This is a genomic window from Cellulomonas uda, assembly GCF_006538705.1.
Taxonomy (GTDB): Bacteria; Actinomycetota; Actinomycetes; order Actinomycetales; family Cellulomonadaceae; genus Cellulomonas; species Cellulomonas uda.
In genome coordinates this window covers 13,700-28,654 of record NZ_BJLP01000006.1, presented here as the reverse complement: position 1 = coordinate 28,654, position 14,955 = coordinate 13,700, and the positions used below count along the sequence as shown (strand labels likewise).

The following is a 14,955-nucleotide window of genomic DNA, read 5'->3' as shown; positions in this document are numbered from 1 at the left end:
GGACGGTGTCCACGGTAGATTCCTCCCCATGACCTCGACGGCACGGATGCGACCCACGCGTCCCGCCGACCTCCCCCTCGCTGCTCTGGTGGACGCGTTCTCGCTGGTCAGCGTCGGGGCGGACATCGCGGGCACCACGGTCCACGGCGTGACCATGGCGTCCGACGACGTCGGCACCGGTGAGCTGTTCGTGGCCGTGGCGGGCGCACGCGTGCACGGGGCGCGGTTCGCGGCGCAGGCCGTCGACGCCGGGGCCGTGGCGGTCGTCACCGACGCCGCGGGCGTGGCCGAGCTGGGGGACCTCGCGCAGTGGGTCCCCGTCCTGCTCGCCGACGACCCGCGCGCGCTCGCCGGACCGCTCGCCGCGTACGTCGCGGGGGACCCCGCGCAGCACCTGCGCACGGTGGGCGTGACGGGTACCAACGGCAAGACGACCACGACCTACTTCGTCGACGCGGCCCTGCGGGCGGTCCACCCCACCACGGCCGTGCTCGGTACGGTCGAGCTGCGCATCGGGTCGCAGGCGATCGAGAGCCCGCGCACCACGGTCGAGGCCCCCGTGCTGCAGCACGTCCTGGCGCTCGCCGTCGAGCGCGGCGCGACCGCCGTCGCGATGGAGGTCTCGTCGCACGCGCTCGCGCTGCACCGCGTCGCGGGCACGACGTTCGACGTCGTCGGCTTCACGAACCTGCAGCGCGACCACCTCGACTTCCACGGGGACATGGAGGGCTACTTCCGCGACAAGGCGCGGCTGTTCGAGCCGGGTCAGGCGCGTCGCGGCGTCGTCGTGGTCGACGACGAGTGGGGCCGGCGGCTCGTGCGCGAGGCGCGGATCCCGGTGGAGTCCCTCGCCACGCACGTGGGCGACCCCGCTGCGGCGGAGGCGGACTGGGCGGTCGTGTCGGCCGACGTCGGGCTCGACGGCGTGGGCTCGACGTTCACGCTGCGCGGCCCGGACGGCACCGAGCACGTGGCCGCGAGCCCGCTGCCGGGCCTCGTCAACGTGTCCAACGCCGCGCTCGCGATCGTGCTCGCCCACGCGGCGGGCGTCGACCTGGCGACGGCGGTCGACGCGGTCGGCGGCGCGCACGCCGTGCCCGGCCGGATGGAGCGCGTCATCGAGCGCGCCCCCGGCCGCCCCCTGGGCATCGTCGACTACGCGCACACGCCCGACGCGCTCGTCCTCGCGCTCGAGGCCGTGCGGCCGATCACGCCCGGCCGCCTCGTCATCGTGTTCGGCTCCGACGGCGACCGGGACCGCGGCAAGCGCCCGATCATGGGCGAGATCGCCGCCCGGCTCGCCGACGTCCTCGTCGTGACCGACGAGAACCCTCGCTCGGAGGACCCGGGCGAGATCCGCGCCGCCATCCTGGCCGGCGTGCGTCAGGTGCGGCCCGACCTGGCGGACGTGCACGAGGTGTCCCCACGCGCCCAGGCGCTGCGCCTCGGCGTCGCGCTCGCGGGCGAGGGGGACACCGTGATCGTCACGGGCAAGGGCCACGAACCGACCCAGGAGATCGCCGGAGTGTTCCACCGGTACAACGACCGAGACGTCTACCTGCAGGCCGTCGCCGACGGCCTGGCGGACGCACCGCCGCTGCCCGCCGCGGGCGGTGCCGCGTGATCGCGCTGACCGCCGCGCAGATCGCGGAGGCGACCGGCGGGACGTTGCACGGCGTCGCGCACGCGCAGGTGGTGGCGGGCGCCGTCGTCACGGACTCGCGCGACGTCGAGCCGGGCGGGCTGTTCGTCGCGCTGCCCGGGGAGCACGTGGACGGTCACGACTTCGCGGCCGCGGCCGTGGCGGCGGGCGCCGCCGCGGTGCTGGCCGCGCGTCCCCTCACGGGTGAGGACGGCTCGGCGCTCCCGACGGTCGTCGTGCCCGACGTCGAGGTCGCGCTGGGCGACCTCGCGCGCGACGTGCTCGCGCAGCTGCGCGAGGCGGCGCTCGCGCCCGGCGGCTCCGGGCTGCGCGTCGTCGGCGTCACGGGCTCCGTCGGCAAGACGACGACGAAGGACCTGCTCGCGCAGCTGTGCGGCGCGGCCGGCCCGACGGTCGCACCGGTGCGCTCCTTCAACAACGAGATCGGGCTGCCGCTGACGGTGCTGCGCGCCGACGAGAGCACCCGCTTCCTGGTGCTCGAGATGGGCGCCTCCGGCCCGGGTCACCTCACGTACCTCACCCGCATCGCGCCGCCGGACGTCGCCGTGGTGCTCGTCGTCGGCCACGCGCACCTCGGCGGGTTCGGGGGCGGGATCGAGGACGTCGCACGGGCGAAGTCCGAGATCGTCCAGGGGCTCCTGCCCGAGGGTGTCGCGGTGCTCAACGCGGACGACCCGCGCGTCGTCGCGATGGCCGCGCTCGCACCCGGCGAGGTCGTGACGTTCGGCCAGTCCCAGGGTGCCTGGGTGCGCGCCACCGACGTGCGCGTCGACCGCGCGGGCCGTGCGCGGTTCACGCTCGTCGTCGGCGACGGGACGCCCGAGCGCGCGCAGGCGGACGTCGCGCTGCGGCTCGTGGGGGAGCACCACGTGCACAACGCGCTGGCGGCCGCGGCCGCGGCGCTCACCGCTGGTCTGACGCTCGACGAGGTCGCGACCGGGCTGTCCGGCGCGGACGCGCTGTCGCCGCACCGCATGCACGTCGTCGACCGCGCCGACGGCGTGACGGTCATCGACGACTCGTACAACGCCAACCCCGACTCGATGCGCGCCGCGCTCAAGGCGCTCGCGGTCGTCGCCGGCCGGGACCGGCGCTCCATCGCCGTGCTCGGCGAGATGCTCGAGCTCGGTGACGGCTCGCGCGAGGCGCACGACGCGATCGGCCGGCTCGCGGTGCGCCTCAACATCGGTCTGACGGTCGTGGTGGGCGAGGGCGCGCGGGCGATCCGCGACGGCGCCAACCACGAGGGCAGCTGGGGCGACGAGGTCGCGCTCGCGGACGACGTGGACGCCGCAGCGGCGTTCCTGGCCGACGAGCTGCGCGCGGGCGACGTCGTGCTCGTGAAGTCGTCGTACGGCGCGGGCCTGTGGCGGCTCGGTGACATCCTCACGGCCGACCCGGCCGACCCGGCCGACCCGGCCGCGACGGCCGGGACGGGCGAACCGGCGGGGGTGAGCGGCTCGTGAGGGCCGTCCTCATCTCGGGCGGCGTCGCGATGCTCGTCGCGCTGCTCGGGACGCCGCTGTTCATCCGGTTCCTCGTGCGCCGGCAGTACGGGCAGTTCATCCGCCAGGACGGACCGACCGCGCACTTCACCAAGCGCGGCACGCCGACCATGGGCGGCGTCGTCATCATCGGCGCGACGCTGCTCGGCTGGGCGGCCGCGCTGCTGCTCACCGGCACCAAGCCGTCGGTGTCCGAGATCCTCGTGCTGTTCCTCATGACGGGGCTCGGGCTCGTCGGCTTCCTCGACGACTTCATCAAGATCAGCCGGCAGCGCAGCCTCGGCCTCAAGGCCCGGTGGAAGATCGTCGGTCAGGGGCTCGTGGGGGTCGCGTTCGCCGTCGCGGCGCTGCAGTTCCCGAACGACCTGTTCCGCACGCCCGCCTCGACCAAGATCTCGTTCATCCGCGACACGGGCATCGACCTGGCGTTCGCGGGCGCGACGATCGGCCTGATCCTGTTCGTGATCTGGGCGAACTTCCTCATCACGGCGTGGTCCAACGCGGTGAACCTCACCGACGGTCTCGACGGTCTCGCCACGGGTGTCTCGCTCATCGTGTTCGGCGCGTACGTCGTCATCTGCGTGTGGCAGTTCAACCAGTCGTGCCAGATCCTCGGCTCCGCGGGACCGCGCTGCTACGAGACGCGCGACCCGCTCGCGCTCGCGGTCGTCGCCGCGGCGATCACCGGTGCGTGCTTCGGGTTCCTGTGGTGGAACGCGAGCCCCGCCAAGATCTTCATGGGCGACACGGGCTCCCTCGCGCTCGGCGGCGCGCTCGCGGGCCTGTCGATCCTCACGCGCACCGAGATCCTCGCGGCGGTCGTCGGCGGCCTGTTCGTGCTCGAGGTGCTGTCCGACGTCATCCAGATCGGGTTCTTCAAGATGACCGGGCGGCGCGTGTTCAAGATGGCGCCGCTGCACCACCACTTCGAGCTCGGCGGCTGGGGCGAGGTCACGATCGTGATCCGGTTCTGGATCATCGCCGGGCTGTTCGTCGCGCTCGGGGTCGGGATCTTCTACGGCGAGTGGGTGGCCGGCTAGGTGACGCAGGGACCTGACCAGGCGGGGCCCGACACCGCGGCGCGGCGCCCGCTCGACCTCGAGGGCGCTCGCGTCGTCGTCGCCGGCATGGGGGTGTCCGGGCGCGCGGCGGCGGAGGTGCTCGCGGCGCGCGGCGCGCGCGTCGTGCCGGTCGACGACGCGTCCGACGAGGCCGTCTCGAGCGCCGAGTACCTCGCGGGCGGTGGGCTCGCGCGTGCGGACCTCGTCGTGACCTCGCCCGGGCTCGCACCGCACCACCCGCTGCTCGCGGCCGCCGCCGCCCAGGGGACGCCGGTGTGGAGCGAGGTCGAGCTCGCGTGGCGGGTGCGTGTGCCCGGGCCGTCCGGCGCACCCGCACCGTGGCTCGCGCTCACGGGCACCAACGGCAAGACGACGACCGTGGGGATGCTCGAGTCGGTCCTGACGGCCGCGGGGCGCAACGCGCTCGCGGTCGGCAACGTCGGCACGCCGATCGTGCACGCGGTGACGGACCCGACGTTCGACGTGCTCGCGGTCGAGCTGTCGAGCTTCCAGCTGCACTACACGCACAGCATGTCCGCCCAGGCGGCCGCCGTCCTCAACGTCGCGGCCGACCACCTCGACTGGCACGGCTCGCTCGAGGCGTACGCGGCCGACAAGGCCCGTGTCTACGAGCGCGCGCAGCTCGCGTGCGTCTACAACGTCGCCGACCCGCGCACGGAGCAGATGGTGCGGGACGCGGACGTCGTCGACGGCGCGGTCGCCGTGGGGTTCACGCTCGGCACGCCCGCCGTGGGCCAGATCGGCCTCGTCGAGGACGTGCTCGTCGACCGCGGGTTCGCGCGGCTGCGGCACACGCACGCCGCCGAGCTCGGCACGCTCGACGACCTCGCGGCGCTCGCCGGACCCGACGCCACGGTGCCGCCGCACGTCGTCGCCGACGCGCTCGCGGCCGCGGCGCTCGCGCTCGCGCACGGCGTCGAGCCCGCGCACGTGCGCGAGGGACTGCGGGCGTTCGCCCCCGGCCACCACCGCATCGAGACGGTCGCCAGGCAGGCGCTCACGGTCGACGGCCGGTCCGTGGACGTCAGCTACGTCGACGACTCGAAGGCCACGAACGCGCACGCCGCGGCCGCGTCGCTCGGGGCGTTCCCGCCCGGGAGCGTCGTGTGGGTCGCGGGCGGGCTCGCCAAGGGCGCCCGGTTCGACGACCTCGTGCGCGCGCGTCGGGACCGCCTCGCGGGAGTCGTCCTCATCGGTGCGGACCGTGAGCCGCTGCGTGACGCGCTCGCCCGACACGCGCCCGAGGTCCCCGTGGTCGAGATCGTCCCCGGTGAGACTGGGGACGTGATGACCTCCGCCGTGGCCGCCGCGCGCACCCTCGTGCGTCCCGGGCCAGCGACCGGCACGACCGTGCTGCTCGCGCCCGCCTGCGCGTCCATGGACCAGTTCGCCTCGTACGCCGCGCGCGGTGACGCGTTCGCCGCGGCCGCACGTGCGGCGGTGGGCGAGGGAGGCGAGCGGACGGGCGGACGCGCGTGAGCGCCGTGCCGCAGGACGCCGCCGCCGAGACGGCGACCGCCCGCGCGCGCGGTTCGCTGCTCGGCCACTGGAACAGCGTCGTCACGAGCTACTACGTGCTCATCGGTGCGAGCGCGCTGCTGCTGGTGATCGGCCTGGTCATGGTCCTGTCGAGCTCGAGCGTCGAGTCCCTGGACAAGAACGGCAACGCGTACGCCGTGTTCCTCGACCAGGCGAAGTTCGCGCTCGTGGGGCTGCCGATCGCGATCGTGCTGTCGCGGTTGCCCGTGCGGTTCTTCAAGCGGATCGCGTGGCCGGCGCTGGGTGCCGCGGTCGCGTTCCAGTCGCTCGTGTTCCTCGGGCTGGGCACCGGCGCGGGCGGGAACACCAACTGGGTGCGACTGCCCGGCGGCATCACCGCCCAGCCGTCGGAGACGATCAAGCTCGCGCTCGCGCTCTGGCTCGGTGCCGTGCTCGCGCGCAAGCAGCCGTACCTCGAGCAGTGGAAGCACGTGTTCGTCCCGGCCGTCCCGGTCGCGGGGCTCGCGATCGGCGCGGTCCTGCTGGGGCACGACCTGGGTACCGCGCTCGTGCTGTGCGTCCTGGTCGCGGGCGCGATGTTCGTCGCGGGCGTGCCGCTGCGCATGTTCGCGGTGGCGGGCGCGCTCGCCGGGGCCGCCGTGGCGGCGCTCGTCCTGCTCAGCCCGAACCGCATGCAGCGCATCGGCAGCTGGCTCGGGGGCGACGAGTGCTCGGCGTCGGCCGACTGCTACCAGACGCTGCACGGCAGCTGGGGGTTGGCGAGCGGCGGGATCGGCGGGCTGGGGCTCGGGCAGAGCCGCGAGAAGTGGTCGTACCTGCCCGCGGCCCACAACGACTTCATCTTCGCGATCCTCGGCGAGGAGCTGGGCCTGGTGGGCACGCTCATCGTGCTCGGCCTGTTCGGCCTGCTGGCGTTCGCGATGATCCGCGTCATCAGCCGCCACCCCGACCCGTTCGTCAAGGTCGCCACCGGCGCGGTCCTCGCGTGGATCGTCGGCCAGGCGTTCGTCAACATCGCGGTCGTCATCGGCCTCGCGCCGGTGATCGGCGTACCGCTCCCGCTCGTGTCGGCGGGCGGCTCGGCGCTCATCATGACGCTCGCGGCGCTCGGCGTCGTCATCGCGTTCGCGCGCGACGAGCCCGGGGCGGCGGACGCGCTCGCGGCGCGCGCGGGCGCCGTGCGACGCTCGCTCGCGGTCGTCGGGCTCGGCCGGGGCCCCGCGCGCGCCGACCGGTCGCGCACGGCCGCATCTTCCACGACGTCGAGAGGTGGTGGACGTGCCTGACGCACGCCCCGTGTCCGTTCTCCTGGCGGGCGGCGGCACCGCCGGTCACGTCAACCCGCTGGTCGCGGTGGCCGACGAGCTGCGCCGCCGGCACCCCGGGGCGACCCTGACGGCGCTCGGCACCGCCGAGGGGCTCGAGGCGCGCCTCGTGCCCGCCGCGGGTCTGCCGCTCGCGGTGGTGCCGCGCGTGCCGCTGCCCCGGCGGCCGTCGCTCGACCTGCTCCGGCTGCCGGGACGGCTGCGCGCGGCGATCGCCGCGGCCGGACGCGCGATCGACGAGAACGACGCGCAGGTGGTGGTCGGGTTCGGCGGCTACGTCGCGACGCCCGCGTACCTCGCGGCCCGCAGGCGCGGCGTCCCCGTCGTGGTGCACGAGCAGAACGCGCGTCCGGGCCTCGCGAACCGGCTGGGCGCGCGGTGGGCCCGCGCGGTCGCGGTCACGTTCCCGGGCACGTCGCTGCCGGGCGCCGTGGTCACGGGGCTCCCGCTGCGCGCTCCCGTCGCGGCGCTGGTCGCCGACCGTGCGGCGGACGCGGCGGCCGCGCGGCGCAGCGCGGCGGGTGTGCTCGGGCTCGACCCGGACCTCCCGACGCTGCTGGTCACCGGCGGCTCGCTCGGTGCGGCGAGCATCAACGCGGCGGTCGCGTCCGCGGCCGGCGACCTGCTCGCGGCGGGCGTGCAGGTGCTGCACCTCACGGGCCGCGACAAGTCCGGGCCCGTCGTCGCGGCGCGGGACGCGCTCGCGCGGGAGGGTGGTCTCACGGCCGAGCAGGTCGCGCGGTACCACGTGCTCGAGTACCTCGACGAGATGCACCTGGCGCTCGCGTGCGCGGACGTGGTCCTCGCGCGCTCGGGTGCCGGGACGGTGTGCGAGGTGGCCGCGCTCGGCCTGCCCGCGGTGTACGTGCCGCTCCCGATCGGCAACGGCGAGCAGCGTCGCAACGCCGGCCCCGTGGTCGCGGCGGGCGGTGCGCTCCTCGTCGCCGACGACGAGCTGGACGCCGCGTGGATCACCGCGCACCTGCCCGCGCTGCTCGTCGGACCGGGGTCCGCGCCGGCGCGCCGGCGCATGGCCGCGGCGGCCGCGTCGGTCGGCGTGCCCGACGCCGCGGGCCGGGTGGTCGACCTCGTCGAGGCGCAGCTGGTCGACGGCGGTGCCGCGTGACCGCGCCCGAGCAGGCGGCGCCGGTCCCAGTCGGCGACCTCGGACGGGTCCACCTCGTGGGCGTCGGGGGTGCGGGGATGTCCGCGGTCGCGCTGCTGCTCGCCGCACGGGGGCTCGCCGTCAGCGGCTCGGACGCGGCCGACGGACCCGCCCTGCCCGGCCTGCGTGCCGCGGGCGTGGACGTGCACGTGGGCCACGACGCGGCGCTCGTCGCCGACGTCGACACGCTCGTCGTCTCCTCCGCCGTGCGCGAGACCAACCCCGAGCTGGCCGCCGCGCGCGCCGCGGGGCTGCGGGTCCTGCACCGCTCGCAGGCGCTCGCGTCCCTCATGGCGGACCGTGCCGGAGTCGCGGTCGCGGGCGCGCACGGCAAGACGACGACGTCGGCGATGGTCGCGACGGCTCTCCTCGCGGTCGGCGCGGACCCGTCGTTCGCGATCGGCGGGACCGTCCTGACCGAGGCGGGCCCGGTGGGCGGCGGGCACGACGGCGCCGGCGCGGCGTTCGTCGCGGAGGCCGACGAGTCCGACGGCTCGTTCCTCGCGTACGCGCCGCTCGTGTCGGTCGTGACCAACGTCGAGCCCGACCACCTCGACCACTACGGCACGCGCGAGGCGTTCGAGGACGCGTTCGTCGCGTTCGCCGCGCGGGTGCGCCCCGGCGGGCTGCTCGTCGCCTGCGCGGACGACGACGGCTCGCGCCGGCTCGTCGCTCGCGTGACCGACGACCTCGCGTCCCGGGGGGTCGACGTGCTGACCTACGGCCGGTCCGCCGACGCGGACGTGCGTGTCGGCGAGCTCGTCGCGCAGGAGGACGCACGCTGGACGTTCGACGTCACGCCGCGTGACGCGACGGGCGCGACCACGGTCATGCTCGCGGTGCCCGGCACGCACAACGCGCTGAACGCGGCCGCCGCGTGGGCCGTGCTCGTGCGCCTCGGCGTGCCCGGGCCCGACGCCGCGCACGCGCTCGGCGCGTTCCGGGGGACGGGGCGACGGTTCGAGGACCGGGGCACCGTCGGGGGCGTGCGCGTCGTCGACGACTACGCGCACCACCCCACCGAGGTCGCGGCGCTGCTGCGCACCGCGCGGGCCGTCGCCGGCACGGGCCGGGTGCTCGCGCTGTTCCAGCCGCACCTGTACTCACGGACGCGCACGTTCGCGACCGAGTTCGGGGCGGCGTTCGACCTCGCGGACCTCGTCGTCGTGACCGACGTCTACGCCTCGCGCGAGGACCCGGACCCGGACGTGTCGGGCGCGCTCGTCGTCGACCGGGTGCCGACGCCCGGCAAGGCGAGCTTCGTCCCGGACCGGCACGCCGCGGCGCGCGCGGTCGCGGACGCGGCACGTCCCGGTGACCTGCTGCTGACGGTCGGTGCGGGCGACGTCACGACGCTCGGCCCGGAGATCCTCGAGCACCTCGCCGCCAGGGAGCGGGACGCGTCATGAGCCCGTCCCGGCCGCCGCGGCCGCCCGTCCCGCGCCCGTCGCCGCGCCCGCGTCCGACGCCGCGGGTCGTGACATCGCGACCGGCCGACCCGGCGGCTCCGGACGGGGCGGTCCCGGCGTCCACGCCCGCGCGGACGGCTGCGCCGAAGCCCGCAGCACCGAAGCCCGCAGCACCGAAGCCCGCAGCACCCCAGCCCGCAGCACCCGAGACCGCAGCACCTGAGACCGCACCGAGCCCGGCCCGCACGCCGGCACGGTCCGTGAGCGCAGCGGCGGGCCGCGGGGGCCCGCCGAGCGTGGCCATCCGGGTCCCGCCGGTCGTGTCCACCACCTCGGCCGCCCGCTTCGAGGAACGGGCCCGCATGCGCCGCACGCTCGCCCGCCGGCAGGCGGTCGGGCTGGCGGGCGCGGTGGTCGTGCTCGGCGCGCTCGCGTGGGTGCTGTTCTTCTCGCCCGTGCTGGCGCTCGACGCGCGCGAGCTGACCATCGAGATCGAGGGCGCCAACTCGGTCGTCGCTGCCGACGAGGTGCGCGCGGTGGTGCAGGCCCGCGACGAGACGCCGTTGCCGCGGCTCGACACGGGGGCGATCCGCCAGGACGTCCTCGACGTCCCCGGGGTCCGGGACGTCGCGGTCTCGCGCGACTGGCCGCACGGCCTGACGATCACGATCGTCGCGCGGGAGCCGGTGGCCGCCGTGCCCGCCGACGGGCGCAAGGGGTTCACGCTGCTCGACGTGGCGGGCGTGCAGGTCGGGCACGTCGCCAAGGCGCCCGAGTCTCTGCCGGTGGTCGACGTGCCGGCGGGCGACGCGCGCACGCTCGGCGCGGTGCTGGACGTCGTCGAGCAGCTGCCGGCGCCGCTCGCGGCGCGCGTGGGCTCGGTCTCGGCGCAGACGCAGGACACGGTGTCGATGAAGCTGCGCGGTGGTCTGCGGGTCGACTGGGGGAGCTCGGCGCAGACGCCGCTGAAGGCGGCGGTGCTCACGACGCTGCTGGGGTCGGACGCGGTCGAGGGGGCGAAGGTCGTCGACGTCTCGGCACCCCGCATGCCCATCATCGAGTGACGGGTCGGACCGCGGTCGCGGGTGCCTGCGGACGCCCGTCCGCGACCCGCGCGAGCCCGACGCACGGATGTGCGCAACCCGCGGCGCGACACGCGCGCGCGGTCGTTGATCCGGCGGTGGCCGCGACCTAGCGTCACGCCCTGACAGGACACCTGACATAACTATAACCCTCAAGTAGAGGGTGAAGGTTTGAGCGGTCGTCGCCGCGGCGTGTCGCGGGGGCGGACGTCGGTGGAGCGGCTCGCCGCCCACGACACCACCGGGCCCGCGCCCGACAGGCTCGCACGATCGGCACGAAACGAGAGGCACCCACCGTGGCAGCTCCGCAGAACTACCTGGCGGTCATCAAGGTCGTCGGGATCGGCGGCGGCGGCGTGAACGCCGTGAACCGCATGATCGAGGTCGGCCTCAAGGGTGTCGAGTTCATCGCCGTCAACACCGACGCCCAGGCCCTGCTGATGTCGGACGCCGACGTCAAGCTCGACGTGGGCCGCGAGCTCACGCGCGGTCTCGGCGCCGGCGCCGACCCGGAGGTCGGCAAGAAGGCCGCCGAGGACCACGCGGAGGAGATCGAGGACGTCCTGCGCGGCGCCGACATGGTCTTCGTCACCGCGGGTGAGGGCGGCGGCACGGGCACCGGCGGTGCGCCGGTCGTGGCGCGCATCGCACGGTCGCTCGGCGCGCTGACGATCGGCGTCGTCACGCGCCCGTTCACGTTCGAGGGCCGCCGACGCTCCGTGCAGGCCGACGCGGGCATCGACGCCCTGCGCGCCGAGGTCGACACGCTCATCGTCATCCCGAACGACCGCCTGCTCCAGATCTCGGACCGTTCGGTGTCGGTGCTCGACGCGTTCCACTCGGCCGACCAGGTGCTGCTCTCCGGTGTGCAGGGCATCACCGACCTGATCACCACGCCGGGTCTCATCAACCTCGACTTCGCCGACGTGAAGTCGGTCATGCAGGGCGCGGGCTCGGCGCTCATGGGCATCGGGTATGCGCGCGGCGACGACCGCGCGGTGCAGGCCGCCGAGATGGCGATCAGCTCGCCGCTGCTCGAGGCCAGCATCGACGGTGCGCACGGCGTGCTGCTCTCGATCCAGGGCGGCTCGGACCTCGGCCTGTTCGAGATCAACGAGGCCGCACGCCTGGTCCAGGAGGCTGCCCACCCCGAGGCGAACATCATCTTCGGCGCGGTGATCGACGACGCGCTGGGCGACGAGGTGCGTGTGACCGTGATCGCGGCGGGCTTCGACGGGGGCTCGCCGGTCGTGCGGCGCGACTCCCGCGCGCTCGGCCAGGTCAGCGGCGCAGCACCGCGCCAGGTCCCGAACGTGCCCGCGCCGCGTCCCGAGGTCGTCGACGCGGCGCCCGCGTTCGCCCCCGCCCCGGCCGCGACCGCGCCGGTCCCCGCGGTGCCGGCGTTCCTCTCGACCGAGGCGGAGCCCCGCCCCGTGACGGGGGCGCTCGAGGTGCCGCGGATCTTCACGGAGGACGAGCCGCGGCGCGAGCGCGAGCGCGAGGAGCTCGACGTGCCGGACTTCCTCAAGTGACGTCCCGCTCGTGACCGACCGCGGCGGGGCCGAGATCCACCTCGACGAGGTCGATCTCGGCCCCGGCGTCGTCGCCGGGTTCACCGACCGCCGCGGTGGCGTGAGCCGGCCGCCGTTCGACGCGCTCGACCTGGGCGCGCACGTCGGCGACGACCCGCGGGCCGTGGCGGAGAACCGCCGTCGCCTCGCGGCGCGCCTCGGGTGCCGGGTCGCGTTCGTCGACCAGGTGCACGGCGCGGACGTCCTCGTAGTGGGGCCCGGCGATCTTCCCGACGACGTGCTCGAGCCCGTCGGGACGGCGGACGCGCTCGTGACGACGAGCCCGGGGCTGGCGCTCGCGGTGCTCGTGGCCGACTGCGTGCCCGTCCTGCTCGCGGACCCGGCCGCGCGCGTCGTCGCCGCGGCGCACGCCGGTCGTCGGGGGCTCGTCGACGGGGTGGTCACCGCGGCGCTGGACGCGCTCGTCGCGCGGGGCGGTGAGGTCGGGCGCGTGCGCGCCGCGATCGGGCCCGCCGTGGCCGGCGCCTCGTACGAGGTCCCGTCGGCGCTGCGCGACGAGGTCGTGGGCGTGGTCCCGGCCGCTGCGGCGACGACGTCCTGGGGGACGCCGGCGCTCGACCTGCCGGCGGGGGTCGAGGCGCAGCTGCGTGCGGCCGGCGTCCAGCGGGTGGTGCGGTCGTCGCGCGACACCCTGCGGGACGGCACGCTGTTCTCGTACCGCGCGAACGCGGCCGACGGGGGCAGGACGGGCCGGTTCGCCGGAGTGGTGCGACTTGTCTGACATGTCCGACATGGGACGACTGTGCGGATCCGCTCTTGACAGACGAGCACGAGAGCGTCATCAGAAACGGCGTGTCGCGAGATGAGCGATCCGGCGCACGTTGCTAGCGTGACCAGCGGAGAAGGACGGCCCACGGTCGTCGCGGTGACGGGCCGCGGCAGAGGTGGGACGACGAGCAGGTCCGGACGACGTCCGGGGGAGGAGCGGGGCCATGGCCGGAGCGCTGCGCAAGACGATGCTGTACCTCGGCCTGGCCGATGACGGCGCCGCGAACGGCGAGTACCCCGACGAGTTCGAGGGGGCGGACGTGCCGATGGAGCACGAGGAGCACGAGGCGCAGGTGACGCCGTTCCGGCCGACCCGCGTCGCCGCGGTCGAGCAGCCGCAGCCGGTGTCCGAGCTGCGGCGGATCACGACGATCCACCCGCGCTCGTACAACGACGCGCGCAAGATCGGTGAGGCGTTCCGTGAGGGGACGCCCGTGATCATGAACCTGACCGACATGGACGACGCGGACGCCAAGCGTCTGGTCGACTTCTCCGCGGGGCTGATCTTCGGCCTGCACGGCGCGATCGAGCGGGTCACCAACAAGGTGTTCCTCCTGTCGCCGGCGCACGTCGAGGTCTCGGGCGACTCCGCGGCCGGCGCCGCGAGCCGCGCGGGGTTCTACAACCAGAGCTGACGCGTGGCCCTCGTCCTGAACCTGCTGACGTTCGTCGTCTTCGTCTTCTTCCTGTTCCTGCTCGTCCGCCTCGTGCTGGACTGGGTGCTGTTCTTCGCGCGCCAGTGGCGACCCCACGGGGTCGCCCTGGTCGTCGCGGAGGCGACGTACACGGTGACGGACCCGCCGCTGCGCGCACTGCGCCGCGTGCTGCCTCCGATCACGCTGGGTCCGGTCCGTCTGGACCTCGCGTTCCTGGTGCTGTTCCTGCTGTGCAGCATCCTGCTGTCCGTGCTCCCGGCGCTCGCCGCGCGGTTCTAGAGACCGTGCACGCGCGTCCCTGACGTGATCCGTCCGCTACGGTGGCCGAGGTGGACGAGTCACTGCCGGCCACCAGCTCCACCTACCCCGCACGACCGATCGAGGTGACGACGATGGCACTGCTGACCGCAGACGACGTCCTGAACAAGAAGTTCCAGGCGACGAAGTTCCGCGAGGGTTACGACCAGGACGAGGTCGACGACTTCCTGGACGAGGTGGTCAACACCCTGCGTGACCTCCAGGGCGAGAACGAGGACCTCAAGACCAAGCTCGCGGCCGCCGAGCGGCGCATCGCCGAGCTGAGCCGTGCCGGTGCGCAGCAGGCCGTCGCCGCGCCCGTGCAGCCCCCCAAGCCCGAGCCGGTGCCCGAGCCCGTCGTCCAGGCGCCCGCGCCCGTCGCGGCCGCGCCGTCGCCCGTGCACTCGAGCGAGCCCGAGTCCGCGACCGGCATGCTCCAGCTCGCCCAGAAGCTCCACGACGACTACGTGCGCAGCGGCCAGGAGGAGTCCGAGCGGCTCATCGGCGAGGCCAAGACGCAGGCGAACCGCATCGTGCGGGAGGCCGAGGAGACGTCGCAGCGCACGCTCGGCCAGCTGGAGCAGGAGCGGTCCCTGCTCGAGCGCAAGATCGACGAGCTGCGGGTGTTCGAGCGGGACTACCGCACGCGCCTCAAGAGCTACCTCGAGAACCTGCTCGGCGACCTCGACAACCGCGGCAACGCGCTGCCGCCGCGCTCGTCCGCCGCGCAGCCGGTGGGCGAGGGTCACAACCTGTAAAGGGTCTTTCGCGCGGTCCGCGCGGGTCCCGCCGCGCGGACGGCCGACAGCCGGGGTACTGTCGGTCGTCTGCGCTGGTCAGCGCCATGGCACGCCGGGTTTTCACCCGGCGTGTCCTGTTGTGCCGACCCGTATGCACGTCTACAGTCACGT

General features: G+C 74.9%; 13 protein-coding genes. All 13 read left to right on the top strand.

All coding sequences use genetic code 11. The features are described from left to right. Positions 1-28: 28 nt before the first annotated feature. Complete coding sequence (locus tag CUD01_RS02930; RefSeq protein ID WP_141318568.1) at positions 29-1,624, top strand: UDP-N-acetylmuramoyl-L-alanyl-D-glutamate--2,6-diaminopimelate ligase; 1,596 nt, start codon at positions 29-31, stop codon at positions 1,622-1,624. Continuing rightward, on the top strand, positions 1,621-3,129 hold the full coding sequence (locus tag CUD01_RS02925; RefSeq protein ID WP_141318566.1) for a UDP-N-acetylmuramoyl-tripeptide--D-alanyl-D-alanine ligase: 1,509 nt from the start codon (positions 1,621-1,623) through the stop codon (positions 3,127-3,129). The genes CUD01_RS02930 and CUD01_RS02925 overlap by 4 nt, the downstream gene beginning before the upstream one ends. After that, the gene (mraY, locus tag CUD01_RS02920) at positions 3,126-4,208 is read left to right on the top strand and encodes a phospho-N-acetylmuramoyl-pentapeptide-transferase (protein WP_141318564.1); all 1,083 of its coding nucleotides are present in this window, start codon (positions 3,126-3,128) and stop codon (positions 4,206-4,208) included. Before CUD01_RS02925 ends, mraY begins: the two co-directional genes overlap by 4 nt. 87 nt (positions 4,209-4,295) lie before the next feature. After that, positions 4,296-5,729, top strand: a complete 1,434-nt coding sequence (gene murD / locus CUD01_RS02915; protein WP_218023829.1) for a UDP-N-acetylmuramoyl-L-alanine--D-glutamate ligase — start codon at positions 4,296-4,298, stop codon at positions 5,727-5,729. Between the two features lie 5 nt (positions 5,730-5,734). Next, positions 5,735-7,036 (top strand): putative lipid II flippase FtsW, encoded by a 1,302-nt coding sequence (gene ftsW / locus CUD01_RS02910; protein ID WP_141318642.1) that lies wholly within the window; start codon positions 5,735-5,737, stop codon positions 7,034-7,036. Beyond that, complete coding sequence (locus CUD01_RS02905; RefSeq protein ID WP_244937622.1) at positions 7,029-8,201, top strand: UDP-N-acetylglucosamine--N-acetylmuramyl-(pentapeptide) pyrophosphoryl-undecaprenol N-acetylglucosamine transferase; 1,173 nt, start codon at positions 7,029-7,031, stop codon at positions 8,199-8,201. The genes ftsW and CUD01_RS02905 overlap by 8 nt, the downstream gene beginning before the upstream one ends. Then, entirely contained in the window at positions 8,198-9,649 is a 1,452-nt protein-coding gene (murC, locus tag CUD01_RS02900) for a UDP-N-acetylmuramate--L-alanine ligase (RefSeq protein WP_307722661.1), read from the top strand. Before CUD01_RS02905 ends, murC begins: the two co-directional genes overlap by 4 nt. Positions 9,650-9,969: 320 nt before the next feature. Beyond that, the gene (locus CUD01_RS02895) at positions 9,970-10,713 is read left to right on the top strand and encodes a cell division protein FtsQ/DivIB (protein WP_244937632.1); all 744 of its coding nucleotides are present in this window, start codon (positions 9,970-9,972) and stop codon (positions 10,711-10,713) included. Between the two features lie 314 nt (positions 10,714-11,027). Beyond that, a complete protein-coding gene (ftsZ, locus tag CUD01_RS02890) occupies positions 11,028-12,263 on the top strand; it encodes a cell division protein FtsZ (RefSeq protein ID WP_094179825.1) in 1,236 nt (411 codons plus the stop codon). 10 nt (positions 12,264-12,273) lie between these two features. Continuing rightward, positions 12,274-13,044, top strand: a complete 771-nt coding sequence (gene pgeF, locus CUD01_RS02885; RefSeq protein ID WP_141318558.1) for a peptidoglycan editing factor PgeF — start codon at positions 12,274-12,276, stop codon at positions 13,042-13,044. Between the two features lie 211 nt (positions 13,045-13,255). Next, on the top strand, positions 13,256-13,726 hold the full coding sequence (locus CUD01_RS02880) for a cell division protein SepF (RefSeq protein ID WP_094179827.1): 471 nt from the start codon (positions 13,256-13,258) through the stop codon (positions 13,724-13,726). 3 nt (positions 13,727-13,729) lie between these two features. After that, a complete protein-coding gene (locus tag CUD01_RS02875) occupies positions 13,730-14,026 on the top strand; it encodes a YggT family protein (RefSeq protein WP_141318556.1) in 297 nt (98 codons plus the stop codon). A gap of 113 nt (positions 14,027-14,139) precedes the next feature. Next, positions 14,140-14,802 (top strand): DivIVA domain-containing protein, encoded by a 663-nt coding sequence (locus CUD01_RS02870; protein WP_094182107.1) that lies wholly within the window; start codon positions 14,140-14,142, stop codon positions 14,800-14,802. The last annotated feature ends 153 nt before the right edge of the window (positions 14,803-14,955 follow it).

What these genes read in the sequence shown, in the direction of transcription:
- CUD01_RS02930 (WP_141318568.1), top strand. Translation starts at nt 29, where the DNA reads ATGACCTCGACGGCACGGATGCGACCCACGCGTCCCGCCGACCTCCCC.
- murD (WP_218023829.1), top strand. Translation starts at nt 4,296, where the DNA reads ATGGGGGTGTCCGGGCGCGCGGCGGCGGAGGTGCTCGCGGCGCGCGGC.
- CUD01_RS02880 (WP_094179827.1), top strand. Translation starts at nt 13,256, where the DNA reads ATGGCCGGAGCGCTGCGCAAGACGATGCTGTACCTCGGCCTGGCCGAT.
- CUD01_RS02870 (WP_094182107.1), top strand. Translation starts at nt 14,140, where the DNA reads ATGGCACTGCTGACCGCAGACGACGTCCTGAACAAGAAGTTCCAGGCG.